General features: G+C 67.6%; 16 protein-coding genes. 12 read left to right on the top strand and 4 right to left on the bottom strand.

Annotation, left to right across the window (positions count from 1 at the left end; all coding sequences use genetic code 11):
• Positions 1–41: 41 nt before the first annotated feature.
• From ACN0T5_RS13755 to ACN0T5_RS13805, 11 genes are all read left to right on the top strand, one after another.
• The gene (locus ACN0T5_RS13755; RefSeq protein ID WP_417769172.1) at positions 42–1,382 is read left to right on the top strand and encodes an aspartate aminotransferase family protein; all 1,341 of its coding nucleotides are present in this window, start codon (positions 42–44) and stop codon (positions 1,380–1,382) included.
• 234 nt (positions 1,383–1,616) lie between these two features.
• Complete coding sequence (locus tag ACN0T5_RS13760; RefSeq protein WP_417769173.1) at positions 1,617–2,351, top strand: spermidine synthase; 735 nt, start codon at positions 1,617–1,619, stop codon at positions 2,349–2,351.
• Between the two features lie 187 nt (positions 2,352–2,538).
• A complete protein-coding gene (locus ACN0T5_RS13765) occupies positions 2,539–3,210 on the top strand; it encodes an endonuclease III domain-containing protein (protein ID WP_417769174.1) in 672 nt (223 codons plus the stop codon).
• Positions 3,207–4,016 (top strand): ImuA family protein, encoded by an 810-nt coding sequence (locus ACN0T5_RS13770; protein ID WP_417769175.1) that lies wholly within the window; start codon positions 3,207–3,209, stop codon positions 4,014–4,016. The genes ACN0T5_RS13765 and ACN0T5_RS13770 overlap by 4 nt, the downstream gene beginning before the upstream one ends.
• On the top strand, positions 3,907–5,496 hold the full coding sequence (locus ACN0T5_RS13775) for a Y-family DNA polymerase (RefSeq protein ID WP_417769176.1): 1,590 nt from the start codon (positions 3,907–3,909) through the stop codon (positions 5,494–5,496). The genes ACN0T5_RS13770 and ACN0T5_RS13775 overlap by 110 nt, the downstream gene beginning before the upstream one ends.
• Complete coding sequence (locus tag ACN0T5_RS13780; RefSeq protein WP_417769177.1) at positions 5,493–8,831, top strand: error-prone DNA polymerase; 3,339 nt, start codon at positions 5,493–5,495, stop codon at positions 8,829–8,831. Before ACN0T5_RS13775 ends, ACN0T5_RS13780 begins: the two co-directional genes overlap by 4 nt.
• Positions 8,832–8,925: 94 nt before the next feature.
• Complete coding sequence (locus tag ACN0T5_RS13785; RefSeq protein WP_417769178.1) at positions 8,926–9,411, top strand: DUF1772 domain-containing protein; 486 nt, start codon at positions 8,926–8,928, stop codon at positions 9,409–9,411.
• 78 nt (positions 9,412–9,489) lie between these two features.
• Positions 9,490–9,945: a carboxymuconolactone decarboxylase family protein gene (locus ACN0T5_RS13790; RefSeq protein WP_417769179.1), complete on the top strand. Its 456-nt coding sequence runs from the start codon at positions 9,490–9,492 to the stop codon at positions 9,943–9,945.
• A complete protein-coding gene (locus ACN0T5_RS13795; RefSeq protein ID WP_417769180.1) occupies positions 9,945–10,826 on the top strand; it encodes a sigma-70 family RNA polymerase sigma factor in 882 nt (293 codons plus the stop codon). The genes ACN0T5_RS13790 and ACN0T5_RS13795 overlap by 1 nt, the downstream gene beginning before the upstream one ends.
• A gap of 213 nt (positions 10,827–11,039) precedes the next feature.
• The gene (locus tag ACN0T5_RS13800; protein ID WP_417769181.1) at positions 11,040–12,437 is read left to right on the top strand and encodes an MATE family efflux transporter; all 1,398 of its coding nucleotides are present in this window, start codon (positions 11,040–11,042) and stop codon (positions 12,435–12,437) included.
• Positions 12,434–12,868: a glyoxalase superfamily protein gene (locus ACN0T5_RS13805; protein WP_417769182.1), complete on the top strand. Its 435-nt coding sequence runs from the start codon at positions 12,434–12,436 to the stop codon at positions 12,866–12,868. The genes ACN0T5_RS13800 and ACN0T5_RS13805 overlap by 4 nt, the downstream gene beginning before the upstream one ends.
• 116 nt (positions 12,869–12,984) lie before the next feature.
• Here the strand turns inward: ACN0T5_RS13805 and ACN0T5_RS13810 are convergent, their stop codons facing one another.
• From ACN0T5_RS13810 to ACN0T5_RS13825, 4 genes are all read right to left on the bottom strand, one after another.
• Positions 12,985–14,226: a YbfB/YjiJ family MFS transporter gene (locus tag ACN0T5_RS13810; protein ID WP_417769183.1), complete on the bottom strand. Its 1,242-nt coding sequence runs from the start codon at positions 14,224–14,226 to the stop codon at positions 12,985–12,987.
• Positions 14,223–14,783 carry a TetR/AcrR family transcriptional regulator gene (locus tag ACN0T5_RS13815; RefSeq protein ID WP_417769184.1) on the bottom strand — a complete coding sequence of 187 codons (561 nt, stop codon included), beginning with the start codon at positions 14,781–14,783 and terminating at the stop codon, positions 14,223–14,225. The genes ACN0T5_RS13810 and ACN0T5_RS13815 overlap by 4 nt, the downstream gene beginning before the upstream one ends.
• A gap of 156 nt (positions 14,784–14,939) precedes the next feature.
• On the bottom strand, positions 14,940–16,247 hold the full coding sequence (locus tag ACN0T5_RS13820) for a mechanosensitive ion channel family protein (RefSeq protein WP_417769185.1): 1,308 nt from the start codon (positions 16,245–16,247) through the stop codon (positions 14,940–14,942).
• Positions 16,248–16,395: 148 nt separating this feature from the next.
• Positions 16,396–16,839, bottom strand: coding sequence for a carboxymuconolactone decarboxylase family protein (locus ACN0T5_RS13825; RefSeq protein ID WP_417769186.1), 444 nt, complete (start codon positions 16,837–16,839; stop codon positions 16,396–16,398).
• Positions 16,840–16,919: 80 nt separating this feature from the next.
• Here ACN0T5_RS13825 and ACN0T5_RS13830 point away from each other — a divergent pair.
• Positions 16,920–17,118 (top strand): Rrf2 family transcriptional regulator (locus ACN0T5_RS13830; RefSeq protein ID WP_417769187.1); only part of this gene is annotated, 199 nt, incomplete at its 3' end.

Genomic DNA, 17,118 nt, shown 5'->3' on the forward strand with positions numbered 1-17,118 from the left:
GGAAAATGAGAGCACCCTTGCCGCAGCAAGGGAGAGCCGACATGGACGCACTCGACACCGAAATTCCGGCGCGCAGCAATCGCAGCCTCGATGCCTACTGGATGCCGTTCACCGCCAATCGCCAGTTCAAGGCCGAGCCGCGCATGCTGGCCGGCGCCCAGGGTCTCTACTACACCAGCGACGACGGCCGCGAGATCCTCGACGGCACCGCCGGACTGTGGTGCTGCAATGCCGGCCACGGACATCGCGAGATCGCCGACGCGGTGCATCGCCAATTGCTGGAAATGGACTACGCACCGTCCTTCCAGATGGGCCATCCGCTGGCCTTCGATTTCGCCGAGCGGCTGAAGGAGATCGCGCCTGACGGCTTCAACCATGTCTTCTTCACCGGCTCCGGTTCCGAATCGGTCGATACGGCGCTGAAGATCGCGCTCGCCTGGCACCGGGCCCGCGGCGAGGGCACCCGCACCCGCCTGATCGGCCGCGAGCGCGGTTATCACGGTGTCGGCTTCGGCGGCATCTCGGTCGGCGGGCTGGTCAACAACCGTCGCCACTTCGGCACGCTGCTGACCGGCGTCGACCATCTGCCGCACACCCATGCGCCGGAGCATAACGGCTTCTCGCGCGGCGAGCCGGAATGGGGCGCGCATCTTGCCGACGAACTCGAGCGGATTGTCGCGCTGCACGGCGCGGAGACCATCGCGGCGGTGATTGTCGAGCCGGTCGCCGGCTCCACCGGCGTGCTCATCCCGCCCAGGGGTTATCTGAAGCGCCTGCGCGAGATCTGCGACAAGCACGGCATCCTGCTGATCTTCGACGAGGTCATCACCGGTTTCGGCCGCCTCGGAACGCCCTTCGCCTCGCAGTTCTTCGGTGTCATGCCGGACCTCTTCACCACCGCCAAGGGCCTTACCAACGGCGTCGTGCCGATGGGCGCGGTCTTTGCCACGGACCGCATCCACGACGCTTTCATGCAAGGGCCGGAAGGCACGATCGAGCTGTTTCACGGCTACACCTATTCGGGCCATCCGATCGCCTGTGCCGCCGGCCTCGCCGTGCTCGACATCTATGCCCGCGACGGGTTGCTGACGCGCGCCGCCGACATCGCCCCCGTCTGGGAGGATGCGGTGCACAGCCTGAAGGGCGAGCCGCATGTGGCCGACATCCGCAATCTCGGCCTGATCGGCGGCGTCGAACTGGCGCCGCGCGCCGGCGCGCCGGGGGCTCGCGGCTACGATGTGTTCAAGGCCTGTTTCGAGGCCGGCTGCATGGTCCGCGTCACCGGCGACATCATCGCCATGTCGCCGCCGCTGACGATCGGCGAGGCGGAGATCGCCCGCCTCATCGACACGCTGCGCAAGGTCCTGCGCCAGACGGCCTGAATCCAGACGGCCTGACCTGCGCATCGCCGTCCCGGCCGCCTGGCGGAGCGGGACGGCAGGCGGGTTTGCTCCCCTGTTCCCGCCCCCTGTTCCGGCAAGACGTTCCGGTCCGGCTGCATTCTTGATGTTCGGGCGGATTGCGCCGATAACGGGCGTCCCTGTCCGCCGGTCGCCGCGTCCTTGCCTCCCGGCAAGCCGGCGCCATTGCCGGCCATCCGAGGAGCCTTGCGCCGCATGTCCGCGTTTTTCGAGGAACTGGACTATCGCCCGACGCCGATCGGCGCGCTCTCCTTGCGCCGGCGCCGGGAGCTGTCTGTCGGTCAGGACGTGTTCGAGATCAAGCTCGGCGAGGAGTTCCTCATGTCGAGCCTGTTCACCGCGTCCGAGATCGCGCTGGCCCGGCTTGGCGTTGCGGCGGCGGAGGGCCAGGCGCTCGACGTCGTGGTCGGCGGCCTCGGCCTTGGCTACACCGCCCGCGCCGTGCTGGACAGCGACGCGGTCGCGACGCTGACGGTGGTTGAGTTTCTGGAAGCGGTGATCGACTGGCACGAGGAGGGCCTGCTGCCGCTCGGGCCGGAGCTGGTCGCCGATCCGCGCTGCCGGTTTCTGCAGGGCGATTTTTTCGCCCTCGCGGCCAGCGACGAAGGGCTGGATCCGGGCAGGCCGGGCCGCCGCTACGATGCGATCCTTGTCGATATCGACCATTCCCCGGACTGGCTTCTCGACGACCGCAGCACCGGGTTCTACCGGCCCGAGGGCTTGCAGGCGATGGCCCGCTGGCTGAAGCCCGGCGGCGTCTTCGGCCTCTGGTCCGATGCGCAGCCGGATGCCGGCTTCACCGACCGGCTGGCGTCTGTCTTCGCCAGTGCCTGGGCCGAGCCGGTCACGTTCCACAATCCGTTGCAGGACCGCCCCTTCACCCAGACGGTCTATCTGGCGCGGACGGCGACAACGCGGGACGGCGTCTGACACGTTTGCAGCCGGACGAATCGGTCTCCTGACACGAGGTGCCGCAGCCTTCAAAGATTCATGTTTGTGAATCAAGGGCCTGCGGAGTGAGGGGGGCGACAGCAAGACTCCGATTGCATTTGTTCTCTTTTTGTTCTTTCATTTGGGCATGCAATACGCCCTGCCTTTCGCAGCCGGGAACCCGCTTTTGCGGATCCACGGACTGCTGCTTGACCGCTTCGGCCCGGTGCCCGCGTGCCACCGGCTCGATCCGGTCGGCATGCTCGTTTTCGCGATGCTGAGCGGCAGGACGCGTGACAGGGTCGCGATGCGTACCTTTGTCGGGCTGGAGGAGCGGCTGGCCAACTGGGAGCAGCTTGCCGGCATGAGCCCGGCCGCCGTCGAACCGTTGATCGCCGATGTGACGTTCGCCGAGAGGAAGGCATGCCATATACCCGCCGCGCTGGAAGAGATCATCCGTCGGCGCGGTCGTCTCGTTCTCGGGTTCCTTGCCGCCTGGCCGGTGGAGGAAGCGTGTCACTGGCTGGAACGGCTGACCGGCGTCGGCCCGAAGACCAGCATGGCGGTTCTCAATTTCAGCACCTTGCACCTGCGCGTGCTGATGGTCGACACGGCCCATAACCGTGTTGCCCGGCGCCTCGGTCTCGTCCCGGAAAAGGCGGATATCGCCCGCGCCACGCGCCTGCTCAACCGGTGGCTTCCCGCCTTGTGGACCGCCGATGACACGGAAGACCATCATGTCCTGATGCAGCGGCTCGGGCGGGCCCTTTGTGTTCATGCCCGGCCGTGCTGTGCCGAATGTCCGTTGCTGGCGACATGCCGGACCGCATCGGCGGCAGGTCTGGGGAGCGCGCCATGAGCCGCAGCGATGCGATCACGGCCCTGCGCGCCCGTGTCGCCGGATGGCAGCGGCGCGAGGCGCCAGCCTGGCCGGCCGTCGGGTTCGGCCTGGAGGAGACTGCGGGCAGTCCGCTCGCCGGAGGGCTCGCCAGCGGCGCCCTGCATGAGGTTCTGCCGGAAGCGCCTGCGGATCTTGCCGCGGCGGCCGGTTTCGCCCTCGCCGTCTCCTCGCGCATCCTGCGGGTGCGCGAGGGGCATGTCCTTTGGATATGCCCGGGTGCGCGGGGCAGGCGGGGAGGCGGCCTTTATCCGGTTGGCCTTGCCGGGTTCGACATCGATCCGGGGCGTGTCGTCCAGGTCGAGGCGTCAAGGCCGCGCGACCTCCTGTGGAGCCTGGAGGAGGCCTTGTCCCACGGCTCGCTGGCGGCCGTCATCGGCATCCTGGCGGATGGCGACCGGTCCTATGACTTCACGGTGAGCCGCCGCCTGTCCATGCGTGCTGCGCAAAGCGGCGCGACGGCGCTGCTGCTTGGCAGTCGTTGCGGCCTCGACATGGCGACGGCAGCGCAGACACGCTGGTCGGTCGCCTCCGGGACAAGCGCTCCGGCGCAGTACACCGGCCAGGCGGTGCCCGGGCTCGGGCCGCCCCGCTGGCAGGTCCGCCTGGTCAAGTCCCGGGCGAATTCCCTTGGTCTCTGGGATCTCGAGTGGAACCATGAAACGCTATCTTTCCGTCTGGCTGCCCCGCTGGCCGGTCGAGCGCCGCTTCACCGCCCGGCCGCCCTTGTCCGGGAACCGTCAGGAGAACACTGGAGCGCGGCCTGAGATCGGCGGGCCTTTGGTGCTGTCGATGACGGTGCACGGTGCAGTCCGCGTCACCGCGGTCAATGACGCGGCGGCGGAGCTGGGACTGGCGGCGGGCATGTCGCTCGCCGATGCCCGGGCCATTCATCCCGCCCTCGCGGTCGCGCAGGCCGACGAGGCGGGCGATGCGGCGGCCTTGCGCAGGCTTGCCCTGTGGTGCCAGCGCTACAGCCCGCTGACCCGTGTCGATCCGCCGGACGGTCTTTGCATCGACATCACCGGCTGCGCCCATCTCTTCGGGGGCGAGGAGGCCCTGGCCTGGGATCTCGCCAGCCGGCTGCGCACCTTCGGGCTTTCCCCGCGCCTCGCCATCGCCTCGACCATCGGTGCCGCATGGGCGGTGGCGCGCCACGGCGATACGGCGCTGGAGAGCGTGGAGCCCGGGCAGACCGGCGTGCGTCTTGCCGCGCTTCCGGTTGCCGGGCTGCGGATCGAGGCGGCGACCGTCCAGGCACTGGGGCGTCTCGGTCTTGAGCGCATCGGCCTTGTCGCCGGCAAGCCGCGTGCGCCTCTGGCAAGTCGCTTTGGTGCGATGCTTGTCCGGCGTCTCGATCAGGCGCTGGGCCACGAGAGCGAGCGCTTCGATCCCCTGTCTCCGCCGCCCGCCCATTTCGCCACGCTCCGGTTTGCCGAGCCGGTTGTCACCCTTGAGGCGATCGCGCAGGTGACGGAGCGGCTGGTCGGGGAGCTTGCCGCGACCCTGGGCGAGGCCGGAAAGGCGGCGCGGCGCCTGGAGCTGGCGCTGTTCCGGGTCGACGGATGGCGGGAATTGCTCGAACTGCGCATCAGCCGGCCGAGCAATGATCCGCGCCACCTGTCAAGGCTCCTGGGCGAGCGGCTCGACAGGATCCGCGATCACGCAGGCTTCGGTTTCGAGGTTGCCGTCCTTGCCGCCTTCGACGTGGAAAACGCCGAGGAAGTCCAGTCCGCCCTGGTCGCCGGTGGCGGTGCCGATGCGGATCCGGACGGGTTTGCCCGGTTGCTTGATCGCTTCGTCAACCGTCTCGGGCCTGCCAGCGTTACCCGCTTCGCGCCGAACGAAAGCTATCTGCCCGAACGCGCGGTCCGTCCGGTCTCGGTGCTTGTCCGGCTGCCGGCGCATGACTGGCCCGCCCATTGCCAGGCCCTGTGCGGGGCGGCCGGATCGGCGAGACCCGCGCTGCTGCTGGAACGGCCGGAGCCGGTCGAGGTGATTGTCGAAATGCCCGACAAGCCGCCGGCCCGCTTCGAATGGCGGCGCGTCTCGCATCGTGTCGCCCGCGCCGACGGGCCGGAGCGGATCGCGCCCGAATGGTGGAAGGGAGGGGAGGAAAACCGCTTCACCCGGGATTACTACCGGATCGAGGATGGTGAGGGCCGGCGGTTCTGGCTGTTTCGCGAGGGTCTTTACGACCGGGACGGAGACAGGCCGCGCTGGTTCATGCACGGGCTGTTCGCATGACGCCGGTTTCCCGCCAGGACGCTCCTCCCGCCTATGCCGAGCTGGCGGTGACCAGCAATTTCAGCTTCCTGCGCGGCGCCTCCCATGCGGCCGAACTGGTCGAGGCGGCGGCCCGGCTCGGGCTTGCCGTCATCGGCATCGCCGACCGCAACACCCTTGCCGGTGTGGTGCGTGCCCATGTGGCGGCCCGGACGCATCCCGTCCGGCTTCTCGTGGGCGCGCGGCTGGTGCTGCGCGACGGGTTCGAGGCGATTGTCTATCCGGTCGACCGCGAGGCCTATGGCCGGCTGGGCAAATTGCTGACGACGGGCAACCGGCGTGCCCCCAAGGGGGCGTGCTACCTCGATGTCGACGACCTTGCCCTGCTTGGCGGCGGACAGCATCTCATTGCCATGCCGCCCGACATGCCCGGCGCGGCGTTCGAGCAACGGCTCGCGCTGCTCGCCGAGGGCTTTCCCGGCATGGTCTCGCTTGCGCTTTCCCCGCGCTATCGCGGTTCTGACCGGGCCGGTTTCGGGCATCTCGCGCAGCTTGCGGAAAGGTGCGGCACGCCCCTGGTCGCCACCAATGACGTGCTCTACCACACGCCCGCCCGCCGCCCCTTGCAGGATGTGCTCACCTGCATCCGCGAGCATGTGACCATCGACGAGGCCGGGTTCCGGCTGGAGCGCAATGCCGAGCGTCACCTGAAAACGCCCGCCGAGATGGCCCGCCTCCTGTCCGGCTATGAGAGGGCGATTGCCCGCAGTGTCGAGATTGCGGATGCCTGTCGCTTCAGCCTCGACGAGCTGTCGCCCCGCTATCCCGACGAGCCGGCGGGCGAGAGCGCCACCCCGCAGGAGGAGCTCGAGCGGCTCACCTGGCTGGGCGCGGCCGGGCGATTTCCAGGCGGTGTCAGTGACACGGTCAGGGCGACGATCGAGCGCGAGCTTCGCCTGATCGGCGAGCTCGGCTACGCCTCCTATTTTCTCACCGTCGAGGACATTGTCCGCTTCGCCCGTTCGCAGGAACCGCCGATCCTCTGCCAGGGACGCGGCTCGTCGGCCAATTCCGTCGTCTGTTTCTGCCTCGGCATCACTTCCGTCGACCCGAACGAGATCGACCTGCTGTTCGAGCGTTTCATCTCGGCCGCGCGGGGCGAACCGCCTGACATCGATGTCGATTTCGAGCACGAACGGCGCGAGGAGGTGATCCAGTACATCTACGCCAAATACGGGCGCGACCGGGCCGGGCTGGCGGCGACCGTCATCCGCTACCGGGCACGCAGTGCGGTCAATGACGTCGGCAAGGCGATGGGACTGTCGGCGGATGTCGTCATGGCGATGTCCGGCCTGATCTGGGGCTGGTCCGGCAAGGTGCCGGATGCGGACGAGATCCGCCAGGCCGGTCTCGACCCGCGCGACCCGCGACTGGTGCAGACCTTCCGCCTCGTCCGGCAGCTGATTGATTTCCCCCGCCATCTCTCCCAGCATGTCGGCGGGTTCGTCATCACCCGCGAACCGCTGGACGAAGTGGTGCCGGTCGCCAATGCGGCGATGCAGGACCGCACCGTGGTTGAGTGGGACAAGGACGACCTCGATGCACTCGGCATCCTCAAGGTCGACGTGCTGGCGCTCGGCATGCTGACCTGCCTGCGCAAGAGTTTCGACCTGCTGCGCGGCGGCTATGGCATCGACATGGGGCTGGCCACCGTGCCGCGCGAGGATCCCGCCACCTACGGGATGATCCGGAAAGCCGACACGGTCGGCGTTTTCCAGATCGAGAGCCGCGCCCAGATGTCGATGCTGCCGCGTCTCGGGCCGGAAAATTTCTACGACCTCGTCATCCAGATCGCCATCGTCCGCCCCGGGCCGATCCAGGGCGACATGGTCAATCCCTACCTGCGCCGCCGCAACGGGCTGGAGAAGGTCGACTATCCTTCACCGGAACTGAGGGCGGTGCTGGAAAAGACCATGGGCGTGCCGCTCTTTCAGGAACAGGCGATGAAGATCGCCATCGTCGCGGCGGGCTTTTCCCATGACGAGGCCGACCGGCTGCGCCGGGCCATGGCCTCCTTCCGCAACATCGGCACGATCGAGCAGTTCCGGGAAAAGTTCATCGCCGGCATGATCGCCAACAGTTACGAGCCGGAATTCGCCGCTCGCTGCTTCGAGCAGATTAGGGGGTTCAGCGATTACGGCTTTCCCGAAAGCCATTCGGCCAGCTTTGCGTTGCTCGCCTATGCCTCCTCCTGGCTCAAGTGCCACTATCCGGACGTCTTCGCCTGCGCGCTGCTCAACGCCCAGCCGATGGGCTTTTATTCCGCCTCCTCGATCGTGCGCGACTTTCGCGCCCATGGCGGCGTCGTGCTGCCGGTCGACGTCAATCACAGTGGCTGGGACCATGCGCTGGAGCCGCTTGACGCTCCGCCGGCCCTCACCGCATCGGGTGGCAATGCTTTCGCGTTGCGGCTGGGCCTGCGCCAGGTCGACGGGCTCGGGGAAGAGGCGGGCCGCCGGCTGGAAGCGGCCCGCGACCGTCCGTTCGCCGATATCGGCGACCTTTACGGTCGGACCCGTCTCGACAACCGCGCCCTCAGGGCCCTTGCCAATGCGGATGCGTTCCGTTCGCTCGGTCTCGACCGGCGTCAGGCCCTTTGGGAGGCAAAGGGGCTTGCCGGGCGGGTTGGCCGGGGGGCGGGGCAGGGGCAGCTGCCGCTTTTCGGCGATCCGGCCGGCATGTCCTCGCTGATGGGAGACGAGGCGGCGGTCGAACTGCCGCGGATGCGCCCGGGCGAGCATGTGGTGGAGGATTACGCGACGCTGCACCTGTCCCTGAAGGCGCACCCCTTTTCGTTCCTGCGCGGAGACCTTGCCAGAAACCGCACCCTGACGGCCGCGAAACTGGACAAGGCGGGCAACGGCCGGTGGGTACGGGTGGCAGGCCTCGTGCTGGTCCGCCAGCGTCCGGCGACGGCGAAGAACGTCACCTTCCTGACGCTGGAGGACGAGACCGGCATTGCCAATGTCGTGATCTGGAGCCGGATCTTCGAGCGGAGCCGGCGCATCGTCATGGGCGCGCGCGCGATTGCCGTGGAAGGCACGGTCCAGCAGGAAAGCGGGGTCATTCACGTGGTGGCACGGCGGCTTCACGACCTGACGCCGGCGCTGATGGCCGCCATGTCCGCCGGCAAGGGGGCGGACGACGGGGCATTGGAGGGCACGGCGCGCGGGGGCGGGGCAGCCCCGGGCGGGGCTGGAGACAAGACGCCTGCAACGGGCGTGTCAGGCCAGCCGAGCCTCTGGCGTCATCCGCGCGACACCCGCGTGCTGCCCAGGGGGCGGAACTTCCAGTGACCATCACTGGAGAAGGTATCCACACGGGTCCTTGCCCTTGTCGTCCGGGACCGGCACGGTGCGGCATCTGCCGCCAAAGGAGAGGAGCACGGGCATGACAGGCATGCTCATTCATCTGCTGCTGTGGGTCTGCGCGCTTGGCTGCGCACTGATCGCCGGTCTCTATTTTGCCTTTTCCACATTCATCATGACGGCGCTCGGGCGCATTCCGGCACCGGCCGGCATCGCCGCGATGCAGGCGATCAACGCCGTCATCCAGCGCTCGCTCTTCATGCCGCTGTTTTTCGGCACGACGCTCGCCGCCCTTGCCCTTGCGGCTCTCGCCTTGTGGCGCTGGGCGGATGCCGGCAGTGCGATGATGCTTGCCGGAGGGCTTGTCTATTTCGCCGGCATGTTCCTGTGCACCGTCGTCTTCAACGTGCCGCTCAACAACCGGCTCGACGCGGCCGATCCGCAAAGCGACGCGGCGCAGGAGACATGGACCCGATACCTGCGCGTGTGGACCAGATGGAACCATGTGCGCACCCTCGCATCGAGCCTGGCCGCCGGCCTCTTCGTTCTTGCCCTTGTGCTGCGCTAGCAGGATTTTTTCCGTGCATGTCACATCCGGCGATCCTGTCTCGTCATGTTGTCGGAACCCAGAACAGGAGACGTTCCCATGACTGCACAACTTGATCCCTTCGCCGCTGCCCCGACCTTGATGAAGAAGTGGTTCGCCATCTCGCAGGAGGTTGCCGGCAGCCTCGAGTCGAGCCTGATCGAACTCGTGAAGATCCGCGCCTCGCTGATCAACGGCTGCGCCAACTGCATCAACATGCATACCGCCGAGGCGCGGGCCAAGGGCGAGAGCGAGCAGCGCATCTATCTGCTCGCGGCCTGGCGCGAGGCCCCGTGCTACACCGACCGCGAGCGTGCGGCGCTGGTCTGGACCGACGCGCTGACGCGGCTGTCCGAAGGCCACACGCAAGAGGCGGCCCGTGCCGGTCTCAAGGCTCATTTCACCGAGGAGGAACAGGTGAAGCTCACACTGATGATCAACGTCATCAACGGTTGGAACCGGCTTGCCGTCGGCTTCGATCTTTGGGTCGAAACCCCGGCACAGGCTGTCGCCTGATGATGACGGCAGGCTCGGACGACGCGGCGGCGAGCTTCGAGCCGCTGCGTCCCCGGCTCGTGCGCGTCGCCTACCGCATGCTCGGCTCGGTGGCCGATGCGGAAGACGTCGTGCAGGACGCCTTCATCCGCTGGATGAAGACCGAGCGGGGCGAGATCCGGGAGCCCGAGGCATTCCTGCGCCGGGCGGTGACGCGGCTTTGTCTCGATCAGCTCAAGTCCGCAAGGCGTCAGCGCGAGACCTATATCGGCCCCTGGCTTCCCGACCCCGTCCTTGACGAGGAAGAGGAAGACGACGTCACCCTGCCCTTGATGCTGGCGCTGGAGCGGCTGTCGCCGCTCGAGCGGGCCGCCTTCCTGCTGCATGACGTGTTCGGGCTCGACTTCGACGAGGTCGCCGCCACGATCAGGCGCGAGCCCGCCGCCTGCCGGCAGCTTGCCGCCCGCGCCCGCGGTCATGTCCGCCAGGAGCGCCCCCGTTTCAAGCTCGAGAAGGAGCGCGGCCTGGAGCTTGCCGAGGCATTCTTCGCCGCCTCGCGCAGCGGCGACATGAGCGCGCTCGGCGCGATGCTGGCGGCGGATGTCAGCATTCATTCCGACGGCGGCGGCAAGCGGCCGGCGGCGCTTCGCCCGATCGTCGGGCTGGAGGGGGTGTTGAAGCTGCACGCCTATCTGGCAACGCTCTTCATCGAGAACGGCTCGCGACTGGTGCGCGCCGGCTTCATCAACGGGCTGCCGGGCTTCGTCACGCTTGAGGCCGACGGCGAGTTCCAGACGACCGCGCTCGACATCGAGGACGGCAAGGTCGCGGCGATCTACGTGATGCGCAACCCGGGCAAGCTCCGGCATTTGCGACAGGCCCTCGACCCGGTCGGGGGCTGACCTCCGGCGGAACGCGGCCGCGTTCCGTGCGGGCGGAGTTGACATCCTCTCCCGGCCATGGCTAGAAGCGCGGCAGGTACCGGGTACCTGCCGCCTGCGGACACATGTCACGGTGAAACCCGGCAATGCGACGTCTCTCGCCCTCGAAGCATTTCGTTGGTGGGCAATGCGGGCTCCCATCTCTTGCGAAATGCCTCTTTCGAGGAGTGAGCGATGCCTGCCGGACCTTCCCCGGAAAACCGGTTCCTGACCGCGCCCGTCGGCCGTCTCTTCACCGCAAACGCGGTGCCGATGGTCTTCGTCATGGCGATGAGCGGTCTTTTGAACGTCGTCGATGCGGCCTTTCTCGGCCATTTCGTCGGAGCCGACGCGGTCGCCGCCGTCAGCGTCGTCTTTCCCCCGCTCATGGTTACGATCGCGCTGTCCACGCTTGTCGGCGGAGGCATGTCGAGCCTCCTTGCGCGCAGTCTTGGCGCCGGCGCCCTGTCCCGGGCCGGCGCGGTCTTTGCGCAGGCCCACGGCCTGGCGATTGCCGTCGCCTTGGTGCTGATCGGGCTTTTCCTTCTGGGCGGCGGCGCCCTGGTACGTCATCTCGCCGGATCCGGCGGCGCGGTGGCGGGAATGGCGCACGCCTATCTGCTGATCATGATCTGCGCGACCCCGATCCAGTTCCTGCTCGGCCTGCATGCGGATGTCTGGCGCAACGAAGGGCGGCTGTCGCTCGTGGCGCTGATGTCGGTGGGGGTGACGCTCGCGAACGTGGCCTTCAACTATGTTTTCATTGTCGAGGCGGGGCTTGGCGTGGCCGGGTCGGCCTGGGGCACCGTCCTGGTGCAGCTGCTTGCACTTGCGTTGCTCGCCGGGCTGCGTCTGCGCGGGCAGGCGCGCGTTCCCCTGTCGGCCCTGTGGCGCCATGGCTGGTTCGCGGGCTGGACCGATATCGTGATGCTCGGTGCGCCGATGAGCCTTGGTTTCCTCGGGATCGCACTGGTTTCGGCGACGGTCATCGCGACCCTGCCACATGTGACGGGCGAGGCGCATCTTCAGGTCGCAGCCGCCTATGGCATCGTGACGCGGATCTTGAGCTTCGCCTTCATGCCGCTGATGGCGATCGCCCTCGCCATGCAGGGCATTGTCGGCAACAATGTCGGGGCGGGCCTGTATCGGCGCTCGGACACGGTCCTGAAACTGGCGGTGACAACGGCCTTTGCCTGGTGCGCGCTTGTTGAACTTGCGTGCCTGGCGGGTGCCCGCCTTGCCGGATACGGCTTCGTCACTGACGCCGCGATCGCCGCTCACGTGGCGGCCATCCTGCGCCCGATGGCGAGCTTCTACCTGTTTGTCGGCCCGGTGCTGGTTCTCGCGCTTTATTTCCAGGCCATCGGTCGACCGGGGCCGGCGGCGGCCCTGACGTTGGTCAAGCCCTTCGTCCTGTGCCCGGTCCTTGTTGTCGGGCTTGCGGCTGTCGGGGGCGGGGAGGCGATGTGGCTGGCGTTTCCGGTTGCCGACGCCCTTGTGGCCGTCATGGCGGGTGCAATCGTCATCGCCGCGCTGAAGGCGCGCGCGGAGGCGGGCGGGTTGGGGCTCGGACGGGTGGAGACTGCGACATGAGTATCAGGACGCTGGCGGAAGCCAAGGCCGCGGCGCGCTCCCTGCGCAGCGCCCTGGAGGCGCTCGGACACGGCGTTTGCCATGGCCAGGCCCTCGATCTGGTCGCCCGGCAGAATGGCGAGCGAAACTGGAATGCCCTCCATGCCCGGCTTTGCGGGGAGGCGGCGCCCACCGGCTCTCCGCCCTTCCATCTTCATCAACGCGTGCAAGGGCACTACCTGAAGCAGCCCTTCACCGGCGAGATCGTTGCCCTGTCTTGTGACGGCAATAGCCGCTACAAGCTGGCCATCCGGCTCGATGCGCCGGTGGACACGGTCGTCTTCGGCAGCTTTTCGAACTGGCGGCGACACATACGCGGAGTTGTCGGGCGCGACGGCCGTTCGTGGCACAAGACGGCCGATGGCACCCCGCACCTGATTGTCAGGCCGTAACGCACCATCGGGGCAGCGCCGGGCATTCGCCCGGGTCCGGCGCGGCTGTCCCGCCCGCTCCACGGGCTGGCGCATCCTTGAACCGGCGGCGATCCCGTTCGGCAAGTTGATCGTGCCTATGGCGATCGTGAAACGGGCGGTCCCGGGATCCGTGGACCCGGCGTGCGGGGTGTCGTCTGCAACGTCCCGGGAAGCGGGCGCTGGAGGGCCGACACGGCGGCGCCCGCCAGCAACACGATCCCGGCGGCCGCCATTCCCTGTCCGAGTGATCCTGTCACGTCTGCGATCCGGCCGGCGAGAATGGGGCCGATGATCTGGCCAAGCGCGAAGACGGTCGTGAACATGGCGACCGCGCGTCCCCACAGCGCCTCCGTGAGGTTCTTCCGGGCGAAGCTGGTCACCGCTGTCGGGGCCATGAAGAACGAGAGCCCGAACACGGCGGCCGACAGGAGCAGCACCAAGGCGCTGCCGTCCATGCCGAGCGGGAGCAGCGTCGCCGCCCCGGTCGCCAGGCAGGCAAGCGCCAGCACGCCGCCTCCGCGGCTGCGGGAAAGGACGGGTCGCCAGAGGAAGGGGGCCGCGATCACCCCCAGGCCGAGGAGCGTCCAGTTGGCTGCAACCAGCAGCGGTGTCGCGCCGCCGGCGCGCATCATCGCGACCAGGTAGGTCAGGTACACGATATAGCCCACCGCAAAGAGGAAATATCCGAGCACGCCAAACGCCATTTGCAGGAGCGGCAGGCGAGGAACCGCCACGACCTGCGTGCGGGCGGGTTCGGGGCAGTCTCGCGCGGCCCGGAGCGCGGGCCAGACGGCGATTGCGGCAAGGCCCGCCAGCAGCAGCCATGCCGCGGGCCAGGCCGCGTCGCCCGCTCTGTCGAGCATCAGGGGGATGGCCGTGCCGCTCAGGATCATCCCGAGCCCGCCCCCGCCGAAATAGAGGCTGATGGCCAGGGCGTTCGAGGCGGGCGCATCGCGGAACAGCATTGCGGCCATCGCTCCCCCGGAGATGAAGGTCGCGGCGCCGGCAATCCCGGCCGCGATGCGGAAGATCGACTGCAGCGCCAACGCGTCGAAGGCCGCCGACCCCAGCAGCGTCAGCGGCGTCAGGACGATCCCGAGCACGAAGAGACGGCGCGCCCCGAGCCGGTCGATCAGCCCGAAGGTCAGCAGGGCTCCGGCCAGGTAGCCGGCTGCGTTGGCGGTGTTCAGGAACCCCGCCTGCGTGTAGTTCCACGCAAGATCGGCCTGCATCGCGGGCAGGACAAGGCCGTAGGCAAAGCGTGCAAGGCCGTTGCTGACCGCCGGTCCGAGGGACAGGCCAAGGGCGATGGCCCAGGGAGTGAGGTTTGCGGTCATCTGTCCTCCCGTGCGACAAGCTTCGCGGCGGCCGCCCGCGCGGCCAGGACAGGCGCGACGTCGCTTTCGATGAAGGCACCGACGAATGCCCCGTCCCAGAGCGTCAGCAACTGCCGGGCAAGGGTCTGCGGGGCCGGGTCGCCAAGATCGAGAGCCAGACGTTCAAAGCGCTCCCGCAACAAAAGCTTGTGCGAGCGCGCCAGGTCCATGAGCGGTTCGTCGCCGGCCCCGGCATGGGCCGCAAGGTCGATGAAGGCGCAGCCCCGGAAGGACGGCTTGCCGGCCAGTTCGACGGCAAGGTCGAAGATGGCGAGGATGGCGTCCGCAGGCCCGGCGGAAGCACGGATAATGGCGTCAACGGCCTCCAGGCGGTTGCTCGACACGCGGGCATAGGCCGCGACGGCGAGATCCCGCTTTGAGCTGAAATTGTTGTAAAGCGACATCCGCGCGACGTCGGCCTCGCGGATGATCTCGTTGATGCCGACACGGGTCAGCCCCCGTTCCTGGAACAGGCGCGCCGCGGTCGCAGTCAGGCGTTCTGTGGCTGTTTCTCCCATGCAAAAATATAGACAGACTTGTCTACATAATGCAAATGCAAATGGGAACCGGGCAGCTTGCGCTCCGTCCGGACGGTTTGCTGCCGGGGGCGGGCGATGGCCGCCAGGGCGGATGCGGCGGAGCCTTGACCGCTCGGCCGCGACACCATGAAGCGCTTACGCCGGCAGGGTATCCTGCGGCGTATCCAGCACCCTGACCTCGCGCTGCGGGAAGGGGATGGTGATTGCGTGTTCCTTGAACGCGTCCCACAGCGCCAGGTAGATGCCGCCGCGCACGCTGGCCAGACCTTCCTGCGCGTCGCGGATCCAGACACGCAGGACATAGTCGATCGAACTCTCCCCGAAACCGGTGATGTGACAGGCGACGGGGCGCTCGGCCAGCACGCGGGGCACGGCCTTGGCGGCCTCGGTCGCGACCCGGCGAACCAGATGCGGATCGTCTGCATAGGATGTGCCGAAGGTCAGGTCGATCCGCACGAAATCGTCGGAATGCGACCAGTTCACCACCTGGCCGGTGACCAGATCCTCGTTCGGGATCAGGAATTCGCGCCCGTCACGGGTGACGACCGAGACGTAGCGGGCTCCCAGTTCGCCGATCCAGCCGAACGTGTCTCCAAGGCTGATCACGTCTCCCGGCTTGATCGACTTGTCCAGCAGGATGATGATGCCGGAAACGAGGTTGGAGACGACCTTCTGCAATCCGAAGCCGATGCCGACGCCGATCGCACCGGAGAGCACGGCAAGCCCGGTCAGGTCGAACCCGACGGCGCGCAACCCGATGACGAGCGTGCCGCCGAAGAACAGCACCTGCAACGCCTTGGTGGCCAGCACGCGCATCGAGGGCGAGATGTCCTCGCTGCTCGATATCCGTCCGATCAGGATGCGCAAGACAAGCCTTGCGCCCAGGAACAGCAATCCGGTGACGATCACGGCCTTCAAGGCCGACAGTGCCGAAAGCCGGAAATCGCCGAAGGTGATGGCGATGCTGTCCAGAAAAACCGTCGCGCCGTCCAGAAGGCCCAGATAGAGCAGGCCGAGATAGATCCAGGCGCCCCAGGTCACGACCCGTCGCAAGGGGCGGTTGCGGATCAGCTGGGCGCCGAAGCTGACCGCCATCCAGGCCGTGGCGATGGCGGCCACGATTGCCAGCAAATGGCTGCGCGATGGCCAGGTCACCTCGCGCATGATCCAGACCGTTGTCCAGATCAGTACCAGGAAGAACACGCCCCGCAGTCGCTGGATCACGATGACCGACAGCCGCAGGCGCCATTTCGGCCAGCCGTCCCGGTTGCGGATCCAGTCCTCCAGCCGGCGTCCGGCGAAGAAGCGCAGCAGATGCGCGCCCGCCAGCAGCACGAGGAGGATTCCGGTCTGATAGAGCCGCCAGGGCGTCGTCATGGAGAGCAGGAAGACCTCCACTTCGCGCCACAGGCCCATGCCGGCGTCGATCAGTTCGTCTTCCATGCGCGGCCTTGTCCTCCGGCGGTCGAGAGCTGACGGGGCATTGTCGCATTTTAGCGCCCCCCGGTCTCCCGGCATCTCGCGGCGATGGAAGGAGTTGGCCCCGTGTTCGCGCCGGGCCCTGCGCGGGAGCCCGGCGCGGCCGGCCCGCCTATTCCACGGGGTGCTGCATCCGCGAGCCGACGGCCAGCCTGTTCAGGAGGTTGATCGTGCCGATCGCGACCGTGAGCTGGGCAATCTCCGTATCCGTGAAAGCGGCGCGTGCGATGTCGTATGCCGCGTCCGGAATGCCGCTGTCCGCCAGCAGGGTGACGCTCTCGGTCCATTCCAGGGCAGCCCGTTCGCGCTCGGTGAAATAGGCGGATTCCCGCCAGGCCGCGACCAGGTGCAGCTTCTGGTGGGTGAAGCCGCTGTCGAGCGCTTCCTTCACGTGCATGTCGACACAGAAGGCGCAGCCGTTGACCTGCGAGGCCCGCAGCTTGACGAGATGCAGAAGATGCGTGTCGAGGCCGCAATCCCGTATCGCGCCGTCGAGCGCACGGATGGCCCGGTAAAGGTCGGGCGCGAGTTTGCTGATATTCAGTCTCTGTTGCATGAATGAGATCCTTTTCAAGGCTTGAGTCCGATTCATGGATAAATTATATCCACGATTAGGGCGGCGCAAGGGAGTTTGGAATGAGACGGCTGAGCGATGGCGTCGAGGCGGCCCTTCACTGTGCCCTGGTGCTTGCCGGGCTGGCGCCGGGCAAGGTTCTTCCGGGAAAGAGCCTGGCGGAGCTGCACGGCGTTTCCGAGACCTACCTCCTGAAACACCTGCGGGCGTTGGCCGCTGCCGGCATCGTGGATGCCTTGCCCGGTCCGCGTGGCGGCTACC

It is taken from the genome of Stappia sp. (assembly GCF_048261845.1).
Lineage (GTDB): Bacteria > Pseudomonadota > Alphaproteobacteria > Rhizobiales > Stappiaceae > Stappia.

What these genes read in the sequence shown, in the direction of transcription:
- ACN0T5_RS13815 (WP_417769184.1), bottom strand. Translation starts at nt 14,783, where the DNA reads ATGGGAGAAACAGCCACAGAACGCCTGACTGCGACCGCGGCGCGCCTG.
- ACN0T5_RS13795 (WP_417769180.1), top strand. Translation starts at nt 9,945, where the DNA reads ATGATGACGGCAGGCTCGGACGACGCGGCGGCGAGCTTCGAGCCGCTG.
- ACN0T5_RS13775 (WP_417769176.1), top strand. Translation starts at nt 3,907, where the DNA reads ATGAAACGCTATCTTTCCGTCTGGCTGCCCCGCTGGCCGGTCGAGCGC.
- ACN0T5_RS13780 (WP_417769177.1), top strand. Translation starts at nt 5,493, where the DNA reads ATGACGCCGGTTTCCCGCCAGGACGCTCCTCCCGCCTATGCCGAGCTG.
- ACN0T5_RS13820 (WP_417769185.1), bottom strand. Translation starts at nt 16,247, where the DNA reads ATGGAAGACGAACTGATCGACGCCGGCATGGGCCTGTGGCGCGAAGTG.
- ACN0T5_RS13770 (WP_417769175.1), top strand. Translation starts at nt 3,207, where the DNA reads ATGAGCCGCAGCGATGCGATCACGGCCCTGCGCGCCCGTGTCGCCGGA.
- ACN0T5_RS13825 (WP_417769186.1), bottom strand. Translation starts at nt 16,839, where the DNA reads ATGCAACAGAGACTGAATATCAGCAAACTCGCGCCCGACCTTTACCGG.
- ACN0T5_RS13805 (WP_417769182.1), top strand. Translation starts at nt 12,434, where the DNA reads ATGAGTATCAGGACGCTGGCGGAAGCCAAGGCCGCGGCGCGCTCCCTG.
- ACN0T5_RS13810 (WP_417769183.1), bottom strand. Translation starts at nt 14,226, where the DNA reads ATGACCGCAAACCTCACTCCCTGGGCCATCGCCCTTGGCCTGTCCCTC.
- ACN0T5_RS13760 (WP_417769173.1), top strand. Translation starts at nt 1,617, where the DNA reads ATGTCCGCGTTTTTCGAGGAACTGGACTATCGCCCGACGCCGATCGGC.
- ACN0T5_RS13785 (WP_417769178.1), top strand. Translation starts at nt 8,926, where the DNA reads ATGACAGGCATGCTCATTCATCTGCTGCTGTGGGTCTGCGCGCTTGGC.
- ACN0T5_RS13790 (WP_417769179.1), top strand. Translation starts at nt 9,490, where the DNA reads ATGACTGCACAACTTGATCCCTTCGCCGCTGCCCCGACCTTGATGAAG.
- ACN0T5_RS13755 (WP_417769172.1), top strand. Translation starts at nt 42, where the DNA reads ATGGACGCACTCGACACCGAAATTCCGGCGCGCAGCAATCGCAGCCTC.
- ACN0T5_RS13800 (WP_417769181.1), top strand. Translation starts at nt 11,040, where the DNA reads ATGCCTGCCGGACCTTCCCCGGAAAACCGGTTCCTGACCGCGCCCGTC.